Origin of the sequence: Enterococcus sp. 2201sp1_2201st1_C11_2201SCRN_220225 (assembly GCF_040925905.1) — a bacterium.
Lineage (GTDB): Bacteria > Bacillota > Bacilli > Lactobacillales > Enterococcaceae > Enterococcus_C > Enterococcus_C asini_A.
In genome coordinates this window covers 21112-41781 of the sequence record NZ_JBCOJC010000001.1, presented here as the reverse complement: position 1 = coordinate 41781, position 20670 = coordinate 21112, and the positions used below count along the sequence as shown (strand labels likewise).

At 40.0% G+C, this 20670-nt stretch carries 18 protein-coding genes; 2 read left to right on the top strand and 16 right to left on the bottom strand.

Translation table 11 applies throughout. From position 1 onward, the window contains the following. Positions 1-26: 26 nt before the first annotated feature. The gene (locus AB5754_RS00215) at positions 27-494 is read right to left on the bottom strand and encodes a PTS glucose transporter subunit IIA (protein WP_368252467.1); all 468 of its coding nucleotides are present in this window, start codon (positions 492-494) and stop codon (positions 27-29) included. 132 nt (positions 495-626) lie between these two features. Here AB5754_RS00215 and AB5754_RS00210 point away from each other — a divergent pair, with 132 nt between their 5' ends. Beyond that, entirely contained in the window at positions 627-1349 is a 723-nt protein-coding gene (locus AB5754_RS00210; RefSeq protein ID WP_368252466.1) for a MurR/RpiR family transcriptional regulator, read from the top strand. Here AB5754_RS00210 and AB5754_RS00205 read toward each other — a convergent pair. The 15 genes from AB5754_RS00205 to AB5754_RS00135 all read right to left on the bottom strand — a co-directional run bounded on the left by AB5754_RS00205 (position 1328) and on the right by AB5754_RS00135 (position 18030). Further along, complete coding sequence (locus AB5754_RS00205; protein WP_368259429.1) at positions 1328-2713, bottom strand: gluconokinase; 1386 nt, start codon at positions 2711-2713, stop codon at positions 1328-1330. The genes AB5754_RS00210 and AB5754_RS00205 overlap by 22 nt on opposite strands. Beyond that, complete coding sequence (gene gnd / locus AB5754_RS00200) at positions 2710-3609, bottom strand: phosphogluconate dehydrogenase (NAD(+)-dependent, decarboxylating) (RefSeq protein ID WP_368259410.1); 900 nt, start codon at positions 3607-3609, stop codon at positions 2710-2712. Before gnd ends, AB5754_RS00205 begins: the two co-directional genes overlap by 4 nt. Positions 3610-3687: 78 nt before the next feature. Beyond that, positions 3688-5019 (bottom strand): 6-phospho-alpha-glucosidase, encoded by a 1332-nt coding sequence (locus AB5754_RS00195; protein WP_311833557.1) that lies wholly within the window; start codon positions 5017-5019, stop codon positions 3688-3690. Positions 5020-5021: 2 nt separating this feature from the next. Continuing rightward, positions 5022-6638, bottom strand: coding sequence for a PTS transporter subunit EIIC (locus AB5754_RS00190; protein WP_368251806.1), 1617 nt, complete (start codon positions 6636-6638; stop codon positions 5022-5024). 197 nt (positions 6639-6835) lie between these two features. Then, complete coding sequence (gene ribF / locus AB5754_RS00185; RefSeq protein ID WP_368251807.1) at positions 6836-7774, bottom strand: riboflavin biosynthesis protein RibF; 939 nt, start codon at positions 7772-7774, stop codon at positions 6836-6838. Between the two features lies 1 nt (position 7775). Next, positions 7776-8705: a tRNA pseudouridine(55) synthase TruB gene (gene truB / locus AB5754_RS00180; protein WP_368251808.1), complete on the bottom strand. Its 930-nt coding sequence runs from the start codon at positions 8703-8705 to the stop codon at positions 7776-7778. Positions 8706-8857: 152 nt separating this feature from the next. After that, a complete protein-coding gene (gene rbfA, locus AB5754_RS00175; protein ID WP_311833553.1) occupies positions 8858-9205 on the bottom strand; it encodes a 30S ribosome-binding factor RbfA in 348 nt (115 codons plus the stop codon). 22 nt (positions 9206-9227) lie between these two features. Further along, positions 9228-12020 (bottom strand): translation initiation factor IF-2, encoded by a 2793-nt coding sequence (gene infB, locus AB5754_RS00170; RefSeq protein WP_368259409.1) that lies wholly within the window; start codon positions 12018-12020, stop codon positions 9228-9230. Between the two features lie 91 nt (positions 12021-12111). Then, a complete protein-coding gene (locus tag AB5754_RS00165) occupies positions 12112-12450 on the bottom strand; it encodes a YlxQ-related RNA-binding protein (RefSeq protein ID WP_368251810.1) in 339 nt (112 codons plus the stop codon). After that, positions 12440-12739: a YlxR family protein gene (locus tag AB5754_RS00160; RefSeq protein ID WP_368259408.1), complete on the bottom strand. Its 300-nt coding sequence runs from the start codon at positions 12737-12739 to the stop codon at positions 12440-12442. Before AB5754_RS00160 ends, AB5754_RS00165 begins: the two co-directional genes overlap by 11 nt. Positions 12740-12753: 14 nt before the next feature. After that, complete coding sequence (nusA, locus tag AB5754_RS00155) at positions 12754-14004, bottom strand: transcription termination factor NusA (protein ID WP_368251812.1); 1251 nt, start codon at positions 14002-14004, stop codon at positions 12754-12756. Between the two features lie 16 nt (positions 14005-14020). Beyond that, positions 14021-14494 carry a ribosome maturation factor RimP gene (gene rimP / locus AB5754_RS00150; protein ID WP_311833548.1) on the bottom strand — a complete coding sequence of 158 codons (474 nt, stop codon included), beginning with the start codon at positions 14492-14494 and terminating at the stop codon, positions 14021-14023. A 214-nt stretch (positions 14495-14708) separates the two neighbouring features. After that, positions 14709-16649: a threonine--tRNA ligase gene (gene thrS, locus AB5754_RS00145; RefSeq protein ID WP_368251813.1), complete on the bottom strand. Its 1941-nt coding sequence runs from the start codon at positions 16647-16649 to the stop codon at positions 14709-14711. A 319-nt stretch (positions 16650-16968) separates the two neighbouring features. Next, positions 16969-17145 (bottom strand): 2-hydroxymuconate tautomerase, encoded by a 177-nt coding sequence (locus tag AB5754_RS00140; protein ID WP_311833546.1) that lies wholly within the window; start codon positions 17143-17145, stop codon positions 16969-16971. 18 nt (positions 17146-17163) lie between these two features. After that, on the bottom strand, positions 17164-18030 hold the full coding sequence (locus AB5754_RS00135) for an aminoglycoside 6-adenylyltransferase (RefSeq protein ID WP_368259407.1): 867 nt from the start codon (positions 18028-18030) through the stop codon (positions 17164-17166). A 109-nt stretch (positions 18031-18139) separates the two neighbouring features. Here AB5754_RS00135 and helD point away from each other — a divergent pair, with 109 nt between their 5' ends. Continuing rightward, entirely contained in the window at positions 18140-20419 is a 2280-nt protein-coding gene (gene helD / locus AB5754_RS00130; protein ID WP_368251815.1) for an RNA polymerase recycling motor HelD, read from the top strand. Positions 20420-20670: the final 251 nt, after the last annotated feature.

Genomic DNA, 20670 nt, shown 5'->3' with positions numbered 1-20670 from the left:
ACAAATTTTTCCACTAGAGAACTTTCCTATTTTAAGACCGCAGCTATTTCACCAAGCTGTTTTTTTCCGCATTGGGGGATTACTTTTTTTCCTTCCATTTCAGGGAAAACAACGATTACAATATCATCTTTTCCCTTTTCAGCCAAGAGAGATAAGTCAACATTTACTAAAAGATCCCCTACTTTAACGGATTGTCCGGCTTGAATCGCTGAACTAAAGCCTTCCCCATTCAGCTCAACTGTATCTAAGCCAATATGAATCAAAATATCTGTCCCATTATCGGCCTTGATTGTTAAGGCATGTAAAGTAGAAAAAACTGTTTGAACTATCCCATTAACAGGAGCAGAAATCTTTCCATCTAATGGTTTAACGGCGAATCCTTCCCCCATCATCTTTTGACTAAAAACAGGATCCTTTACTTTTTCAATGCTGACTACGTTTCCATTAACTGGCGTATAGACATTCATCTGTTTACTTTTCAAAAATCCAAACATATACTTTTCTCCTTCACTATTTTAAGTTAACGATGTATCCTTTACTTACATATAAATCAACTGCTCAGCTTTTTTAAAAAAATTCATGGTGTATAATAAAAAAGCGTAATCTTTCAAGCTGGAGGCATCAATATGGATCTAGATTTAATCACTAAAGGAAAACAACTCTCCACTAATGATATGACAATTCTGGCTTATTTAGCAGAACATATCAATGAGCTAGAGGGTATTTCTTTGCGAAACATCGCCTCTACACTCTATACGTCGCCAGCAACTATCGTTCGTTTGGCACAAAAATTGGACTTTTCTGGTTATCTGGAACTGTTCTACTTTTTAAAAAACCAGTACCATCCTCAAAATCAGTTTGTGAAAGCTACTGTTGATATTTCGATACCAACTGAAAAAATTGAACCCTCCATTCAAACAATGAAAAAAATCTATCAGAAAAACCAAGAAAAATTCATCACAATTTACGCTACTGGTTTTTCAAGCATTATTGCTGAATATCTTTATAAAAAGTTGTTAGTTAATGGAATTAAGGCACTTTTCGTTAACGCTGCTGATTCATCGGGAATCATTAATAATAATGCTGACAATATCAGTATGATGATTGTTATTTCTAAATCCGGTGAAACACAAAAAGTCATTGAAAAAATGTCTTTTTCTCAAGAACATAAGATTCCCACAATCCTTTTTACAGGAAACAGCCACTCAAGAGCAACCGATGCGGCTACAATTATCTTTGAAGTTACTGATGAACGCCCCTTAGATAGTCAAAACATTAGCTATAATAGCTTTTTCGGAAAACTATTATTATTAATGGAATACATCGTTCAAGAATTTACCGAGAAGTAATTTTGTGCCAACTTCTCATATTCATGACTACTTGATAACTGTGGTACAAAGACTTGCTGTGGTTTTTCAATAACCAATTCCGGCTGTTCCAATAAATAATACAAACCAAAAATCGGTTCATTTTGCGGTGCATAAAAGCAAGTTGACCCGAAAATATCTGCTGCTAACTGACCTAACACAGCCGTTTGGAAGAAACCTCCACTGACAGATAATTCCTCACCTAAAGCTACCAACTCAACTAATTGACGCATATTCAGTAACATTCCTTCTACTACGCTACGAATCATGTCTTCTCTTGAGTGTTGCAGCGTCAAATCATGAAAACCGCCTTTAATCTCGTTGCTCCAATATGGTGCGCGCTCACCATTTAAATAGGGAAAAAAGCGCAATCCTTTTGAGCCTAAAGGTGTTTTTTCAAGAAGCTTAGGAAGACTCTCGTAAAAAGTTGCGGGATTTTTTCCTAAGTTTTCTGCTGACCAAGCCAATACCACCCCACCATTATTTGAAGGTGCGCCTTTAACCCATAGATTATTTTTTAAATAATAACAGAAATTCTGTTTAAGTGAATCTAATTGAATTTCATTTGATACTTTACGGACTGCTCCACTGGTTCCAATTGTTAAACTTGCAGCCCGACCGGTGGCGTAATAACTTGCATAAGCTGCTAGTGTACCATCACTAGCCCCTACAATGACCTGAATCGATTGTCCAAAATCAAATAAGTTTCGCATAGCGGGTAACATTGCAAAAGATTCATCGGTATCAACTAATCGTGCCAACTGCTCCTGATTAATACCTAGGTATTCCAAAATTTCTTGACTCCATTGCTTTTTCTTTAAATCAAACAGTCCGGTGGCAGAGGCCGTGGCATAATCAATGACATAGTGTCCAGTAAAATAATTCATCACTAATTCCTTGATTCCATACCATTGCATCTTTTTAGCATAGTCTTTTTCCTGATGAAAATACAACAACTTAGCAAAAGAAGACATGGCGTGAATCGGAGTACCCGAAATTTCGTAAAATTTTGAAGCTAACGGCGTCTCTTTAAATCGTTGAATTACTTGTGCTGCCTGCAGGTCAGACCACAAGAAAACCTGATTGCTGTTATCCATTGGCATTAAGCTGTGCATCGCTACACTAAAACTCATTTTAGTAATAGCTTTTCTAAGCTGAATCGGTATCTGCAAAATGCCTTCTTTTAATGCTTGCAGGATTTCAGAACGGTTTTGATATTTGATTCTGTCATCCCCATACGTTTTCAAAGGAAATTCACTAGTATACAGCAGCTCGTTTTCTTTAATTACACCAAATTTAATGGCAGTGGTCCCTACGTCTATTCCTAAAAATACCGTCAAAATTATTCATCCTTTATAAAGGCGTGTCCGCCGAATTGATTGCGCAATAACGCCACAAGCTTTTCTCCCATTTTATCACAATCTTCTGAAGCAAATCTTGTCATAAGAGCTTGGGAAATCACTGGCAAATTTACTTTTAAGCGTAATGCTTCCTCTACTGTCCATTTTCCTTCACCAGAAGAAGGAATTATTCCAGCAATTTCATTAAAATCAATCTTTTCACGATAAATATTTTCCATTAATTCCATTAACCAAGAACGAATGACTGAACCATGATTAAAAACCTGTGATACTTCAGCTAATTCATATTCATATGGACTATGATAGAGTAAATTAAATCCCTCCCCAATTGATTGCATCATCCCATATTCAATGCCGTTATGAACCATTTTCAGATAATGACCACTGCCATTTTCACCTGTATAGATAACTCCTTTATCCACGCAAAGGTCTTCAAAAACATGTTGTAATTGTTCAAAAATCTGCCTTGAACCGCCAACCATCATACAAGCTCCATTTCTAGCACCTGCTACGCCCCCAGATGTCCCAACATCAAGAAAATTGATTCCTTTTTCCTGACAAATTTCAGCATTGTTTAAACTATCTTGATAGTGTGAATTTCCAGCATCAATCAAAATATCATTTTTACTCATTTTTTCGACCACTAACTTGATCATATTGTTTGTTAAATCACCTGCTGGCAACATGAGCCAAATAATTTTTTGCTGTGCTTTATCAGCTAAAAGACTATCAATATTCGAATAAAAAATGCCGCCTAATTCAGTTAATTTCTCTCCCAAATTTGAATTAATATCGAAGCCGTTAACTTTGTATTGATGATTCAATAAATTTTCAGCGACTCCCATTCCCATTTTTCCTAAACCAATCATCGAAATTTCCACAACTGTTCCTCCTAATTTCTTTAAAAAAGGGATATTGACAATAGTCTTAATATCAACTATTGTCATATCCCTCATGTATTAATGTAATTCTGGCCAAAATTCCCCGTTTTCAATAATAAGATCATCTAGCAATTCTTTTGCTACTTGAGCACTAGGGACTGTTTTAGATAAAGTTAAAGCCTGCCACATCTTTTGATAGCTCTTTTCTACATATGCTTCTACCATTAGTTTCTCTACGGTAACTTGCTGGAACATCAAAGCCTGTTGAAATGCTGGAATCTGGCCTTGTGCCAAAGCTTCAGGTCCATCTGTACCAACGATACAAGGAACTTCCACCATTGCATCATCTGGGAAATTAGCGATAGCCCCATTATTTTCTACAATCATTACCATCCGTTCATGAGTATTAAAGGCAATCGCACGAGCTAGATCTACAATGAATGTTGCGTGGGAATCAATGTCAAAGGCGATACCTTTAGCAGTACCATTTTTAATGATTTGACGAGCGTGATCGAAAACATTTTTTTCTCGCCCTTCCATCACTTCATTGGCCCGAGTATACTCTGGATGATCCTTCATATGATTATAAACATAATCAGGATACAAGTAATATTTTAAATAAGTATTTGGTAAAAATTCCGGTGCCACTGCCAAAAGATCTTTCGCTTTTTTATGGGTTTCTTGCCAGCTTGGATCAGTATGTTGGGTGTCCACTTCAATTTGAGTTAAATAACCATGCTCAGCTACATACTCCCTGATTTGATCAAGATATTCATGACCTTCTTTGTCTTTGACACTGGTCCACCACCCAAAGTGGTTTAGCCCAAAGTAACGAACTTCCAATTCTTCCGGAGTTTTTCCAACAATCTGTGACATTCTCCGTAGCGTACCAACTGGCATATCACAAATATTTAGTACTTTCGAATCTGGTCTTAATACACGACATGCTTCTGCTACGATTGCCGCCGGATTAGAGTAATTTAGCATCCAACAGTTTGGTGAATATTTTTCCATATAGTCAATGATCTCTAACATTCCTGTAATACTACGCATACCATAAGCCATGCCACCCGGTCCACATGTTTCTTGACCGAATACTCCGTGTCGTAATGGAACTTTTTCATCTTTTTCTCTCATTGCATATTTTCCTACACGAATATGAGCCATACAAAAATCAACATCAGAAAAAGCAACTTCAGGGTCCGTTGTATATAGAAATTCGATTTCTGGTGCTTGTTCTTTTAATAGAATTTCCAAGGCTTCTCCAAGAATTCCTTGGCGATCTCCATCATTATCGTACAATTTTAATGTCCGCAACGGAAAACGATCCAAATTGTCTAACATCATCATAACGATTCCTGGAGTAAAAGTACTCCCACCACCGGCAATTACTACTGAAAATTTTTTCATGATTATTCGTCTCCTCCATTATCTCTACCTAAATATTTTTCAAGTTTTTCTCTTATTTGTGGTACAGTCAAACCATAAACTACATGAACATTCTCTCCATTACTAATAACGCCTTTTGCTTGTGTCTGATTTTTTAATAAACCTTCATCCACAAGAGATGGATCAGAGAGTTTTAAACGTAATCGAGTATAGCAATTATCTATTGTCTTAATATTTTCAGCTCCGCCTAAGCCTTCTACAATAGTAGCCGATAAGCTATCTGCAGTTGCTAACACACCAGTACCAGAACTTACGCTAGCCCCAGAAGCTTTTTTCTCATTGTATTCTTTTTTCGAATACAGCTTCGTTTCCTGATCACTATCTTCTCTACCTACCGTTTTAAAATTAAACTTCGTAATCAAGAAACGGAAACTAAAGTAATAGACAAAGAAGAAAGCGACACCGACTAAAAGATAAATTGGCCAACGAGTTTTCTCAATTCCAAGTGGGATATTATACAGCAAAAAGTCAATAAACCCATTAGGACCAATTGCTCTTGAACCCAGAACATTCAACGCTACCATACTTAATCCACTTAGTGCAGAGTGAATTACAAATAGAGCAGGTGCTACAAACATAAATGAAAATTCAATTGGTTCTGTTACACCAGCAATAAATGATGTAACTACGGCTGGAATCAAAATTGCTTTAACCTTTGTCTTATTTTCAGGTTTTGCTGTCTGATACATGGCCAAGCATGCTCCAATCAACCCAAACATTTTTGAGATTCCCCGAGCATCCCAAATTACACTTTGGGATAAAACTTTAACAGCCGGATCAGCAATTTCTGCAAAGTAAATATTTCGTGCTCCTTCAAAAACTTGTCCACCTACTTCTGCTACTCCACCTAGAGATGTATACAAAAACGGTGTATAAATCAAATGATGTAACCCAGTTGGGATCAACAGTCGTTCTAATGATCCATAAAGGAAAATACCAAAGTTTCCAGTTTTTTGAATGATACCACCTAGGCCATCAATTCCTTGTTGAATTATTGGCCAGATAAAAGTAAGTAAAATTGCGGCTAACACCAATACAGGAATTAAAACAATAAAGACAAATCGAGCACCGCCATATACCTGAAAAGCATTATTAAATGTTGTATCAATAAATCGATTGTGAACTAACGCCACCACAATTCCTAAAATGATACCTAGAAACACGCCCATGTCCAACACTTGAACACCTAAGACCATTGCTTGCCCAGAACCTTGCAATTGGTCTGGAGCTACCAACATGTCTCTAATTTCCATAAATTTATTCATCGCATATAAGAACACTAAATAACCTAATATTGCGGTGAAGGCAGCTTCTGCTTTTTTCTTATTTGCTAGTCCCAATGCAATACCAACACAGAAAATAATTCCTAGATTTGTTAAAACCGGTAATAAAGCTGCAGATAGGATACTCCCAAAGCCCATGGTGATTGGATTATCTAAGAAGCCAAACATCTCAATCAATCGTGGATTAGTAAAAACGTTACCAATTGCAATCAAAATACCAGCAATCGGCAATATCAATACTGGAACAAACATTGCCTTGGAGAATTTTTGCATGCTATCCATAATTTTTGCTTTCATCTTTCCAACTCCTTTTTTTATGATGTAATTAGTATAGTATTCAAATTTATAAAAATAAATAGACAGCGGTTACAACTCAACCTGTTTCGTGATATGAAACAGGTTTCACGGAATATCAAAACAAAAAAGTTTTAAAAAGTAAAAAAAGATTGGGACAATTCGCAATCCCAACCTCTTCATTATTTTATTCTAGTTACCTATTTCGCAAAATACGCTCGAGTAGCCACTTCATCTGCTGCCAATTGGTCAATTAATGCTTCTGCTCCCTCAAATTTAATTTGTTCTCGCAAAAAGTGCAGCCAGCGGACACTGATGGTTTCGCCATAGATTTCTTCATGAAAATCGAGAATATTGATTTCCATGGTCAGTCGTCGGCCTGCTCCAAAAGTATCATTATGACCAATCGAGCCCATAGCCTTGTACCAAGTATCCCCAACTCTTAGCTGGCAGACATAAACTCCTTCCATAGGCAAACGGGCATAACGGCTAAAGTTCACATTTACCGTAGGATAGCCTAAAAGTCGTCCTCGGGCGTCTCCATGAATCACTAAGCCATCAATCGTATAAGGATAGCCTAATAATTCATTGGCTTCATCTACCTTACCTAAAGCTAAGAGTTCCCGAATCCGAGAAGAACTGATTTTCTCTCCTTCGTTGCTTTCTTTTGCCACTGTCACGATTTCAAAACGATCTTGGGCATATTCAGGCAAGTGAGCCACATCGGCAATTTCTCGGGGACCATAAGTATAATCAAATCCAGATACTGCTACTTTAGCATGAAGTCCGGCAATATATTGGTCCACAAAGCGTTGAGGAGCCAAATGGGCAAAGGCAGAGGTGAATTCTACTTCATAAAGATAATCCACTCCCAACCAACGCATCAAATCTTCTTTTTGTTGTAAGCTCGTTAAATATTCCATTTCACTAGCGCCTAATTTCTTAAAAACGATGCTAGGATGGTGGGTAAAGGTCATAACCGCTAATTTTAAGCCTTGTTCTTTGGCAATTTTCTTGCCGGTTTTGATAACTTTTTGATGTCCCCGATGAACACCGTCAAAGAAGCCAAGGACTAAAACAACTTCTTCATCAGGAATTTGTGCGGGACGATAAGGGTGTCGAATTTTAATAATTTCCATACTATTTCTCAATCTCCGTTCGTAGGACTTTTAACGGTTTTAAGCCATCTTTTTCTTTTGGATTGGCTTGATATAAGCTGACAGCTTGATTTTGGTAATACAGAGCTATTGGTTTTTCAGGCATGTTTTCTAAAGCCAAGTCTTGATAAGTCAAGCGCGAACCGTTTTTCACTCGTTGCCACAGTTCAGTGGAAATAGCCACCTTGGAAAATTCCTGTATGCCATATTCAATAGGTAAAATCATTTCTTCTAAGCGGCCCTCTTCTTGGGCTTGGGCTACTTCTGCCAATGTCAAGGATTGTTCTTTCGTCAATCTACCACTAGCTAAGCGGGTTAAATCCGTCATGCAGGCCGCTTTACCGAAAATTTTTCCCGTATCAAAAGCTAAGGTGCGCACATAGGTTCCTTTGCCACAGGATACTTGAAACCGCCAAGACTGGGTTTGTTTTTCCGCATCCCAAACAGGCTCAGTAGTCCGTACAAAAGAATGGATTATCGCTTTACGTTTGGGCCGTTCCACAGTTTCACCAGCTCGAGCGTATTCATAAAGCCTGCGTCCATTTACTTTGACGGCAGAATACATGGGCGGAATCTGGATGATTTCCCCTTCCATCTGTTTCATCGCTTCATCAATATTCTCAGTAGAAAACGGTTCAGTAATGGGTGTTTTTTCCACCACATTCCCAGAAGCATCTTCGGTATCGGTAGCAAACCCAAGCGTAATTTCCCCTTCATAGACTTTCCCACTGTCTGCTAGAAACTCGATAACTTTTGTTCCTTTACCTAGACAAATCGGCAAAACACCGGAAACTGCTGGGTCCAAAGTGCCCCCGTGGCCAATTTTTTTCATATGTAAAATTTTACGCAATTTAAAAACGCAATCATGACTGGTCATACCAGGCTCTTTCCATAATGCTAAAATGCCATCCATTTTCCCTTACACGCCCTTTCAACCTTGCTATTATAACAGAAAATCACTAGAAAAGAATCTGGAAGTTGTTGGAAGAAACAGATTCCTTAGACTTTCTAAAAATCTAAAAAAACTCCTAGAAAAAGCTTTCCCTTTTTCTAGGAGTCCACTGCTTAGTCTTTATTAAGATTTCGCAGTAATTCATCTATTTTGTTGCCGTATTGTACCGAGGAGTCCACTTCGAAAATCAGCTCAGGGGTTTTATATAAGGTTAAGCCTTGACCTAATTCTTTGCGAATCAAGCCTGTTGCTTTTTCCAACCCCATTTGTGCTTTTTCTCGATCAGAGGCTTTGTCTGACAAAATACTGTAGTAAATGGTAGCTTGTTGCAAGTCACCAGTCACTCGAACGTCGGTAATCGTTACGTCTTGTACGCGAGGATCCCGCACTCGTTTTCGTAAAATGTCATTGACTTCTCGGAGAATTTCTTGGGCAACACGTCGATTGCGATAATTCGCCATAGTGTGTCCTCCCTAGACTTTCTTAGTCTTGTTTAATTTCTTCCATAATGAAGGCTTCGATTACATCGTCTACTTTTAGATCGTTGTATTTTTCAATCATTGCCCCACATTCAAACCCTTGACGGACTTCTTTAACATCATCTTTAAAGCGTTTCAAGCTAGCAAGAACACCTTCAAAGATGACAATGCCGTCACGGATGACCCGTACACCACTGTCACGGCGGATGAACCCATCCGTTACGTAACAGCCGGCAACGGTACCGACTTTCGAAACTTTATAGGTTTCTCGGATCACCATTTGACCAGTGATTTTTTCTTCAAACTCAGGATCAAGCATCCCTTTCATGGCTGTTTCGATTTCTTCAATGGCTTTGTAAATGATCCGGTGAAGACGAATATCCACTACTTCCGCTTCTGCTTGTTGGCGAGCTTGTGGTGTTGGTCGTACGTTGAAGCCGATGATAATCGCATTACTTGCAGCAGCTAATGTCACATCACTTTCGTTAATGGCACCAACAGCGGAATGGACGATGTTTACTCGTACTCCTTCCACGTCGATTTTCTTCAAGGAGGCTCCTAATGCTTCAGCAGAACCTTGTACGTCAGCCTTGATAATGACATTAACTTCTTTAAGCTCTCCTTCTTTTAAGGATTCAAATAAGTTATCCAAGGTTACGCGACTGTGAGTTGCTCGGTGTTCGATTAAGGCCCGTTTCGCCCGTTCTTCTCCGGCTGCCCGGGCAGTCTTTTCATCTTCAAAGACAACAAAGTGATCGCCAGCTTGCGGCACATCGTTTAACCCGGTGATTTCCACTGGTGTTGCAGGTCCAGCCGCTTTATCCCGGCGCCCTAAGTCATTGGTCATCACCCGTACCCGACCATAAGTATCCCCTACAACGATTGGATCACCTTGGTGTAGAGTACCTTGTTGGACCAATAAGGTAGCAACCGGGCCTTTCCCTTTATCCAAACGTGCTTCGATAACAGTACCGATTGCCCGTTGTGTTGGATCAGCTTTTAGGTCTTCCACTTCTGCTACTAAGAGAATCATTTCTAGCAATTCTTCAATGTTTTGACCGAACTTCGCAGAAATTTCCACAAAGATCGTGTCGCCACCCCAAGATTCTGGGATTAATTCATATTCGCTTAGTTCTTGCATTACGTGCTGAGGGTTAGCTCCTGGTTTATCAATTTTATTCACCGCTACGATAATTGGCACTTTTGCCGCTTTGGCGTGGTTAATAGCTTCCACGGTTTGTGGCATTACGCCATCATCAGCTGCTACCACTAGAATAGTGATATCGGTAATACTAGCTCCACGAGCCCGCATACTCGTAAAGGCCGCGTGTCCCGGTGTGTCCAAGAAAGTAATTGGTTTGCCGTTAATGTCAATTTGATAAGCTCCGATATGCTGAGTGATTCCGCCAGCTTCTCCGCTAGTTACCCGACTGTGACGCAAAGTATCCAATAATGTGGTTTTCCCGTGGTCAACGTGTCCCATAATGGTCACAACTGGTGGACGAGGAACTAAGTTTTCTTCATTGACTTCTTCTGGCTCAAAGAATTTGTCGATATCAGCAATATCCACTTGAACTTTTTCTTGTGGTTCAATCCCATAATCAGTCGCCAATAATTCAATGGTATCTTTATCCAATGGTTGGTTTTGGTTAACCATCACGCCCATCATAAAGAGTTTCTTAATGATCTCAGCTGGTTCCCGATAAATTTTCTTAGCGATTTCTGCCACGTTCATACCTTCTGTGTATTCCAAAACTTCTGGCAATTCTCGGAATTTACGTGGTGGCACGGCTGGTTTTTGGGCAACTGGTTGTTGTTTGCCTTTTTTCCCTTTTTTCTTACGGCGATTAAACTCATTGTGTTGATAATTTCCACGACCGCCTCTAGATGGTGCCTTGTCTTTGTTGCGGAATTCGGTTTTCTTCTTTTCTGTTTTTGGCTGTTCCACTTGTAAAGCTTCTTTAGGAATGCTTGGTACAACTGGAGCTGCTTTTGGTGCTGGGCGATTTTCTTGACGTGGTTTTGTTTCTTGTTTTGCAACAGGTTTAGCAGCTGGCTTTCTTTCAGAACGTTGGCGTTTATTTGCTGCTTCGGTTTCAATTTCTTGAGCCCGATTTTTTGCCCGTTCCAACGCACTGGTCATACCAGCTCTTTGTGGCCGTTGGGCTTGTTGAGCGGTCTGACGTGGTTGTTGGTCACGGCGATTATCCCGTTGGCGGGGATTACGATTTTGATTACCGCTTTGACTTTGGTTGCCTTGGCGATTGCCTTGTCCACTTTGGGAAGTTTGACGATTGCCTTGGTTTTGTGGACGATTTCCTTGGCCTTGAGCAGCTGAACGGTTTTGATTTTGATTATTCCGTTGTTGATTGCCCCGGTTTTGGCTTTGCCCACCTTGACCTTGGCTTTGTCCTTGACGACTGCCTTGGCTACCCTGATTGTTATTCCGATTGTTTTGCGTTCCCCGTGGATTACTTTGACTACGAGTATCCTTATTGCGATTTTGGAATTTTGGATTATTCCGTTGGGTCACAAATTTCTTTTGTTCCGGTTGATTTTGATCTTTCTTAGGCTCAACCTCTTGTCCTGCTACTTGTTTCGACTCATTCGAAGGAGTATTTTCTGGTTTCGTAGTAGTTCCCCCTGACACTGCCTGACGCAGTTTTTTTTCTTCGGTATCCGTGATGGCTCCCATGTGATTTTTCACATCAAAGCCGAGTGCTTGTGCTTTATCTACCAGTTCTTTACTGGAATGATTGATTTCTTTTGCAAGCTCGTAAATCCGTTTTTTTCCCATTTAAATCACCTTCCTCGTAAATGGAGCATCGCGACTTTTAACGTAACCAAAGCTGACGAAATTCCACTTTTTGAATCGGTGAGAAAACGTCTTAACAGCTCAGGTCATCTGTCGCATTTACTTGTTTACTTTGGATCAATTCCTGCATCTTTTTCGCAAAGCCGGCATCCATTACGGCAATAATCGTTCGGGAGCGACCGATAGCATGACTCAGTGCGGCCTGAGACAAACCTGCGAAATAGAAAATTTTGTAATAATTGCTTTTATCTTGAATTCTTTTAGTCGTAGAGCTTCCAGCGTCAGAGGCAATAAAGACGAGTTTCGCTTTTTGCCCACGAATTTCTTTTAAGACCCCTTCTTCTCCAGTGACCAACTTGCCTGCCCGCATGGCCAATCCTAAAAGATTCAATAATTTTTCCTCATTTTCCATTGCCAAACAACTCGCGTCGGGCTTTCTGATGGGTCACATAATCAAGTAACTCTTGATAAAACTCATCGGTCAATGAAGTTTCTAACACACGATCTAAAATCCGTTTGTCCCAAGCACTTTGTACTTCGGCGGGTTCCATAGCCACATAAGCACCTCGACCGGGCATTTTCCCAGTGGGGTCAATGGCTACTTGTCCATCTTTAGAGCGGGTAATCCGAATCAGTTCTTTTTTCGGATGCATCTCTCCAGATACTACGGATTTTCGTAAAGGAATTTTGCGCTGTTTCATTCCTGCCACCTCGTTTATTCCTCAGGTTGGTCGCTAGCTTCAACACTAGCATCAGCTTCTGTTACTTCTGCAGTTACTTCTGCAGCTGCTTCATCTGTTGTTTCAGTTGCTACAGTTTCATATTCATCACTTGTCAAATCAGATTCTACAATCGCTTCATCCAATGCTTCTGCTTCCACTTCGTCAGCTGCATCAATATAGGCACCTTCTTCAAGTTTCGCATAGAATTCTTCCATATCGGTTTCTGATTTGATATCAATTTTAAAGCCAGTTAATTTTGCTGCCAAACGAGCATTTTGTCCTCGCTTGCCGATTGCTAGAGACAGTTGATAATCTGGTACTACCACGGTACAAGCTTTTGGATTGTCTAAATCAAAGATAACATCTACCGCTTCAGCTGGATTTAGGGAGTTTGCGATAAAGATTGCTGGATCTTCATCCCATTCCACAATGTCCATATTTTCGCCTTTTAATTCGTTGACAATCGCTTGAACTCGAGAACCTTTAGGCCCGACACAAGTTCCCACTGGATCTACGTTTGGATCATTAGAGCGGACAGCAACTTTGGAACGATCCCCAGCTTCTCTGGCGATGCTGACAATTTCCACAGTTCCATCATAAACTTCGGGAACTTCTTGTTCAAATAAACGACGTAATAAATCTGGGTGGCTACGACTTACAAAGACTTGTGGTCCTTTAGACGTGTTTTCCACGCGAGAAACATAAACTTTGATTCGATCATGAGCTTGATAAAATTCATTAGGCATTTGGTCTTGTTTCGACAAAACGGCTTCAATTTTACCTAAGTTCACATAGATATAACGACTGTCTTGACGTTCTACAATCCCTTGTAAAATATCTTTTTCATACTGAGAAAATTCATTATAAATGATATTCCGTTCTGCTTCTCTCACGCGTTGCAAAATAACTTGTTTCGCTGTTTGAGCAGCAATTCGACCGAAGTCTTTTGGTGTGACTTCAAAACGAATCTTGTCACCAATCTCATAGGCAGGATTCAAAAGTAAGGCATCTTTTAAGGATACTTCTAATTGTGAATCCATTACTTCTTCAGTGACTTCTTTTACGGAAAAGACATGAATGTCACCTTTTTTTTGATTGAATTCCACTTCTACGTTTTGGGCTTGCCCATAGTGACGCTTGTAGGCAGAGACCAAAGCCGCTTCCAGCGCTTCAATCACAATCTCCTTTGAAACGCCTTTTTCCGCTTCTAAAGCGTCCAATGCGTTCAGCATTTCTTTACTCATGGTTGATTCCTCCAGCTTAAAATTGAATGGCTAAACGAGCCTTCGCAATATTTTTTCGTTCGATGGTCAGCTCTTTGGTCCGAGTTTTCACTCGGTACTTCAAGGTCAAGGTTTCCGGTGTCAAGTTTTCTAAAAATCCTTCATACTGCTTCTCACCATCAATTGCCTGATACAAAGAAATGTGGACAAACTCGCCTAGGGCCCGTTCATAATCGCTTTCTTTTTTTAAAGGTCGTTCCGCACCAGGAGACGAAACCTCCAAGAAGTATGCCTGGGGAATCGGATCTGGATCACAAGAATCGAGCTTTTCACTCAATTGCTCACTGACATAGGCGCATTCCTCGATGTCGATGCCACCTTCTTTGTCAATAAACACCCGGAGATACCAGCTTTTGCCTTCCTTTACAAACTCAATGTCTACTAACTCAAAATGCTTTTCGTCTAAAATCGGAGTTACCATTTCAGATATCGTTTCGATTACACTACTCAACTATTCTTCGCCTCCTTTAGCTTTATTTGCAAACAACGCTTTTCATGAAAAAGAGTGAGGGAAAAAATCCCTCACTCCACAAAGTATCATTACCATTTGTTACTTTACCATATTTTTTCTGAAAACTCAACCATTGAGGCGCTTTTTCTGCCTAGTAGCAGGTTTTCTCTTTTTGCCATTTATTTTCTTAGGAAATTCTTAGTTTTGCTGAAAACTATTGGCGACTATAATTCTTCACTTCGGCTGCCATGGACTCAATAAAGAGATTAGCTGCCATGCTTTCTGTGGCTTTGCTACCGTATTTTCGGATATTCACTGTAGCATCTTCCATCTCTTGATCGCCAACCACGATTTGATAAGGAATTTTTTGAGTTTGAGAAGCCCGGATCTTATAACCCATCTTTTCGTTGCGATCGTCTACTTCTACTCGCAAACCAAGCATTTGCATCCGTTCTTTTAACTCATAGGCGTAATCGCTGTGAGCTTCATTGGAAACCGGAATAATCGTTCCTTGGATTGGGGACAACCAAGTCGGGAAGGCCCCTTTGTAAACTTCCGTCAAGTAAGCCACAAAACGTTCCATAGTAGAGACAATTCCTCGGTGAATTACTACAGGGCGGTGGTTGTTTTCCCCATCTTCTCCCACATACGTTAAATCAAAGCGTTCAGGCAACAAGAAGTCCAATTGAATAGTAGACAAAGTCTCTTCCATTCCTAAAGCAGTTTTTACTTGAACGTCCAGTTTTGGTCCGTAGAAAGCAGCTTCCCCCTCTGCTTCAAAGTAATCCAATTCCAATTCATCCATGGCAGCTTTTAACATAGTTTGAGCATTTTCCCACATAGCGTCGTCGTCAAAGTATTTTTCAGTGTTATTAGGGTCACGATAACTTAGACGGAAACGATAGTCTGTAATGTTAAAGTCTTTGTAAACTGCTACCATCAAATCCAATGTCCGTTTGAATTCGTCTTTGATTTGGTCAGGGCGAACAAAAGTATGACCATCATTTAACGTCATTTCCCGAACCCGTTGCAAGCCAGACAAAGCGCCAGATTTTTCATAACGGTGCATCATGCCCAGTTCTGCGATGCGAATTGGCAATTCCCGATAAGAATGAATGTGATTTTTGTAAACCATCATGTGGTGTGGACAATTCATAGGGCGCAAGACTAGCATTTCCCCATCGCCCATATCCATTGGTGGGAACATATCTTCATGGTAATGATCCCAGTGACCAGACGTTTTATACAAATTGACATCCGCCATAATCGGAGTATACACGTGTTGATAGCCTAGGCTGACTTCTTTGTCCACGATATAGCGTTCAATCACACGACGAATCGTAGCACCTTTTGGCAACCAGAAAGGCAATCCGGAACCCACTTCAGGAGAAACCATAAACAAGTCTAATTCTTTACCAAGTTTTCGATGATCCCGTTCTTTGGCTTCTTCACGAAGACGGATAAACTCTTTTAAGTCTTTCTTATCAAAGAAAGCTGTCCCGTAAACTCGTTGCATCATATGGTTGTCGGAATTTCCCCGCCAGTATGCACCTGCCACGGATAATAATTGAAAGACTTGAATGCGACCAGTGGATGGCACATGAGGTCCCCGGCATAAATCGGTGAATTCTCCTTGGCGGTAGGCCGTAATCACTTCATCGGCTGGTAATTCAGTAATCAATTCTACTTTGTAAGGATCTTCTGCAAATAATTCTAAAGCTTCTTCTTTACTTAACACTAGCCGTTCAATAGGCAAGTTTTCTTTGACGATTTGGCGCATTTCTGTTTCAATGGCTGGCAAATCTTCAGCAGTGATTGGATGCTCACCATTATCAGTATCGTAATAAAAGCCAGAATCAATGGCTGGACCTACACCAAAGTGAATTTTAGGAAACAAGCGTTTTGCGGCTTGGGCCATTAAGTGTGCCGTAGAGTGGCGCAACAATTCCAAAGCTTCTTCACTTGCCGGAGTGATGATTTCAATGGAACCATCTTCTTCTAATCCTCGTTCTAAGTCGATTATTTCACCGTTGAATTTACCAGCTAACGCTTTTTTGGCTAAACTATTTGAAATCGAGCTGGCAATTTCTTTAGTAGTGACGCCCGCCTCAAACTCTTTTTTAGCACCATCTGGAAAAGTAATTTGAATAGACATATCAGTTCCTCCTTGATTAATTGGTTGTGAGCAAATCACAAAAAAAGTCCTAATCTCAATGCGAATGCAAAAAGACTAGGACGTAAGACACGTGGTTCCACCTAATTTCGAGTATATAAAATACTCCTCAACTGGGATAACGGTCCAAAGCCGCTTCTGGTTTGCCAGAAGTTACAGAAAAAGTGGTCATTCCCTGGTTTTCTTTGAAATGCTTGCAGCCACGACATTTCTCTCTTGAAAAGACTCTCAGGTTCAGTTGGTTTTTTCATCAATCAAATATGGTTTCATTTAAACACTATTGAAAATATTTTGCAAGGATTTATTTCCATTTTCCATCCACAGCATAATTGCCTTTTTTCATTTCATTGATAATGATGTGAATGTGTTCTTTAGGTGCTCCGGTATTGCGATGGACCGCTTCTGTGATTTCTTCCATCATTTTCGTTAAGGCTTCCTCACTTCGACCTTCTACTAGCTCCACATGGACAAAGGGCATTTCACTTTCCTCCATTTCTTAAAATTTATCATTTTTAAATTTGTCATACCATTGTTTCGTATAGTCTAACACATTGATTGCCGTTTTTTCATCATAGTGATACTGATTCTTTTTGGCAAAAATCAACGCCCCTTGATGAAAGAACTTCTGGGTAGCTACTAAACTTTGCCACACCCCTTCAAAATTGGAAAAATCCGCTGTTGCCATAGCGAGATCTAGTTTCGGCTGAGAGAGTTGCGTAAAAAGATATTTATCATTTTTTCCAAGACTTTGCTGCCAATGGCTATCACTACCCACTTGCCAACGCCATAAGCGCCGGAGTTCTTTTTGGCATACTTCATACAAATGATCTGTGGCGTAATAATATTCCTTGCGCCACAAGCCTTTTACCACATAGGTTGACACCCACCAAAACTCATTACAGCAATCTTGAAACTGGGCCTCTGTGGGTTTGTCCAACCAAAAAGTTTTATCAGAAGGTTGCGACACCTCTTTTAGTAAGCCATTGGGATCCCAGAGAACTTTTGAAAAAGGCTCTTCTTTTTGCCACTGTGCAATTGACGTTAAGGGGCAAAGCATCAAATCAATTCGATTGCCATCTTCAAAAAGCATCAAAAAAGTAAACCGTTCTCCTAAGCTAGGAGGAAAAAGGCTCATTTCTTCTGGCGTCTGTTGAATCAAAATTTGACCAAAGTCCTGCAACCAGCTGCGGTCGGCTAACAGTTTTTCTTTGTCCTTTACAAAATAGACCACATCGTAGTCTTGAAAACAATCTTTTGGAACATTGACATTCGCCCTAGAGCCTCCTAGTGCCACAGCTTCCACTTCAGGTAAATTTTGCCCCACTTGAAGAATTAATGCCATCATCTCTGCTTCACTACGCATAAGCCACCTCACTTATAAGGATTTTACCATAGATTGATCCTATTCAACCTCCTTTGTTCATTTATGTGCTATAATTTTAAGACGCATTTTCATAAAGGAGTTTTAGTTGATGAATCAAGAACGACAATTAGAACAACAACATGTAACACAAACCATCACTTTAATTGATCAAGAACAAACCTTACTAAAAAAACAACAGCAGTTTCTCACCGGTCAAATGCAAGAACAGTTGCAAGGCGTGGGAGAACGGCGAATTCGCGGAGGCGACGATGAGGCTTTTTACGAATCCGTCTTAGAATACCGGCAATATGAAGAAGAATTATTATTAAAATACCACAGTGCCGAATCCGTGGAAAAACGTTTAAAAACTTTGAACACAATGGACGGTAATCCTTATTTTGCTCGTATTGATTTTACAGAGAACACTGCGGAAAAAGAAACTTTGTATTTAGGGATTGCTTCTTTGCGAGACAAAGAGGAAAACACAGTGGTCATCGACTGGCGGGCACCGATTGCCAATTTGTATTATGAAGGAGAATTAGGCACTACGTTTTACGAAACGGACACAGAACATTTTACGGTAGAATTGTTATTAAAACGCCAGTTTAAGATTCAAGGCGGGCAAATTCTTTCCATGGTGGATACTACTGAGGTAATCAATGATGAGTTTTTACTGGAAATTTTAGATGAAGCTTCCTCTGCTCAAATGAAAAACATTGTAGGCACGATTCAAAAAGCCCAAAATCAAATCATTCGAGATACACATAGTAAAGTGTTATTGATTGAAGGAATTGCTGGTAGTGGGAAAACTTCTGCTTTATTGCAACGAATTGCTTTTCTATTGTACCGCCACCGGAAATGGTTGAAAGACGACCAAGTGTTGTTATTTTCTCCAAACCATCTCTTTTCCGACTATATTTCCATGGTTTTGCCTTCTTTAGGAGAAAGCGAAGTTCCTACCCGAACATTTCGTAGCTTTATGCAACAACTGCTCCCTACTTTCCAAATCGAGGAAGAAGAGGCCCAAGAAGAAGTCTTTTTAACCGGTGATGAAAGTCAGATTCAACAGTTAAAAAGTGGGATGACTTTATTAGACTTTAATCGCCGTTATGTTAAGGCCATTACAGAATTAGGTCCTTTATTCCGGGATTTAAAAATTAAAGGAAAAACTTATATTACCGCAAACCAAATGCGTCATTGGTACCAAGAAACCAATCCTAACTTGCCACTGTATCAACGCAGTCAGTTATTGCAAACCAAACTTTTGAAAAAAGCTGGGGGCTTGCACAAAGACGAAGGCAAAAAGCAATGGGTTAAAGAAGCTACAGAAGAACGACTACAAGAATACTATGCTGACAATCCCAACGCTGATGATTCCGAAAAAAATGAACGAAAATTGCGTAACCAAATTCGCAAGGCAATTTTAAATCGCTATTTTCGACCAGTGGTGCGGGCCATTGAAGAATTCCGTTTTATTAATTTCTCCAAACAATATCTTCATTTCTTACAAAGCGTGCCTAAAAGCATTTTAGATAAAGCCAAAATCAGTCAAGAGGAGTGGCGTGAAGCAAATGCAACAATCCGCTCCGGCTTAAAAGAGCGAAAACTCCCGCAAGAAGATGCGGTCTTGTTCTTCTTACTCGCTCGCAGCTTGTATCCAGTAGACATTCCTTTGAAAGCGCGCTTTATCTTTGTGGACGAAATGCAAGACTTTCCTCCAGCGCAAGTGGCCCTGTTACGGGAACTCTATCCTAAAGCTGGTTTGACTCTTTGTGGAGATTTGAATCAAAAAGTATTTGGTAATGAAACGATCGTGGGTAATTTAGCAAAACTTTTCCCTGATGAAGACGTTACTCGCTATCAGCTAACCACTAGCTATCGTTCCACGAAAGAAATCACGGATTTTGCCAATCAATTTTTAAGCCAAGAAGACCAAGTGGAGCTCACCGCTAGAAAAGGTCCTTTGCCATTACTTGTTACGGGAAAAAACCAGTCAGAGAATCTGAATGCTCTTAAACGCTTACTAACAGATGAACGTGTTGCCGCTCACTGGCGCACCGCAATCATCTGCAAAACCATTCAAGAGTGTCAAACTCTATACCAAGGATTAACCGAAAAACAACAGGATGAAATTCAATTAATTGTTTCTGAAGATGATTTCATGAAACGATCCACCATCGTGATTCCCGCCTTTCTAGCCAAAGGTTTGGAATTTGACCGAGTTTTTGCTTGGAATATTGGGGACAATTTCACCACAGAACAAGACCGTTTAATTTTATACACGATTTGCACTCGTGCCATGCATGAGTTAACCCTCTTCACTGAAACTGATGCTTTTTCATTATTGAATCAAGCAAATCCCAAAACTTATCGCACAGAAGCAATTTAAAAGATGATGATGTGATAATCGTCGCTTTCCCATCTTTTAAACCGAACATTACCAAACCCGAGAATACAAAAGACAAGCAATTCCCATGATTTTTAATGGGAGTTGCTTGTCTTTTATCGTTATAATTTAAACACTGACTACCCAGCTTTTTTCTTTGAAGGTAGCGTAATATTCATTCTAGTGACTAAGCCATAACACTTGTCGCAAATATTTTGAGGGTCATAATCTTTTGAATAGGTCAGCCCTTCCCT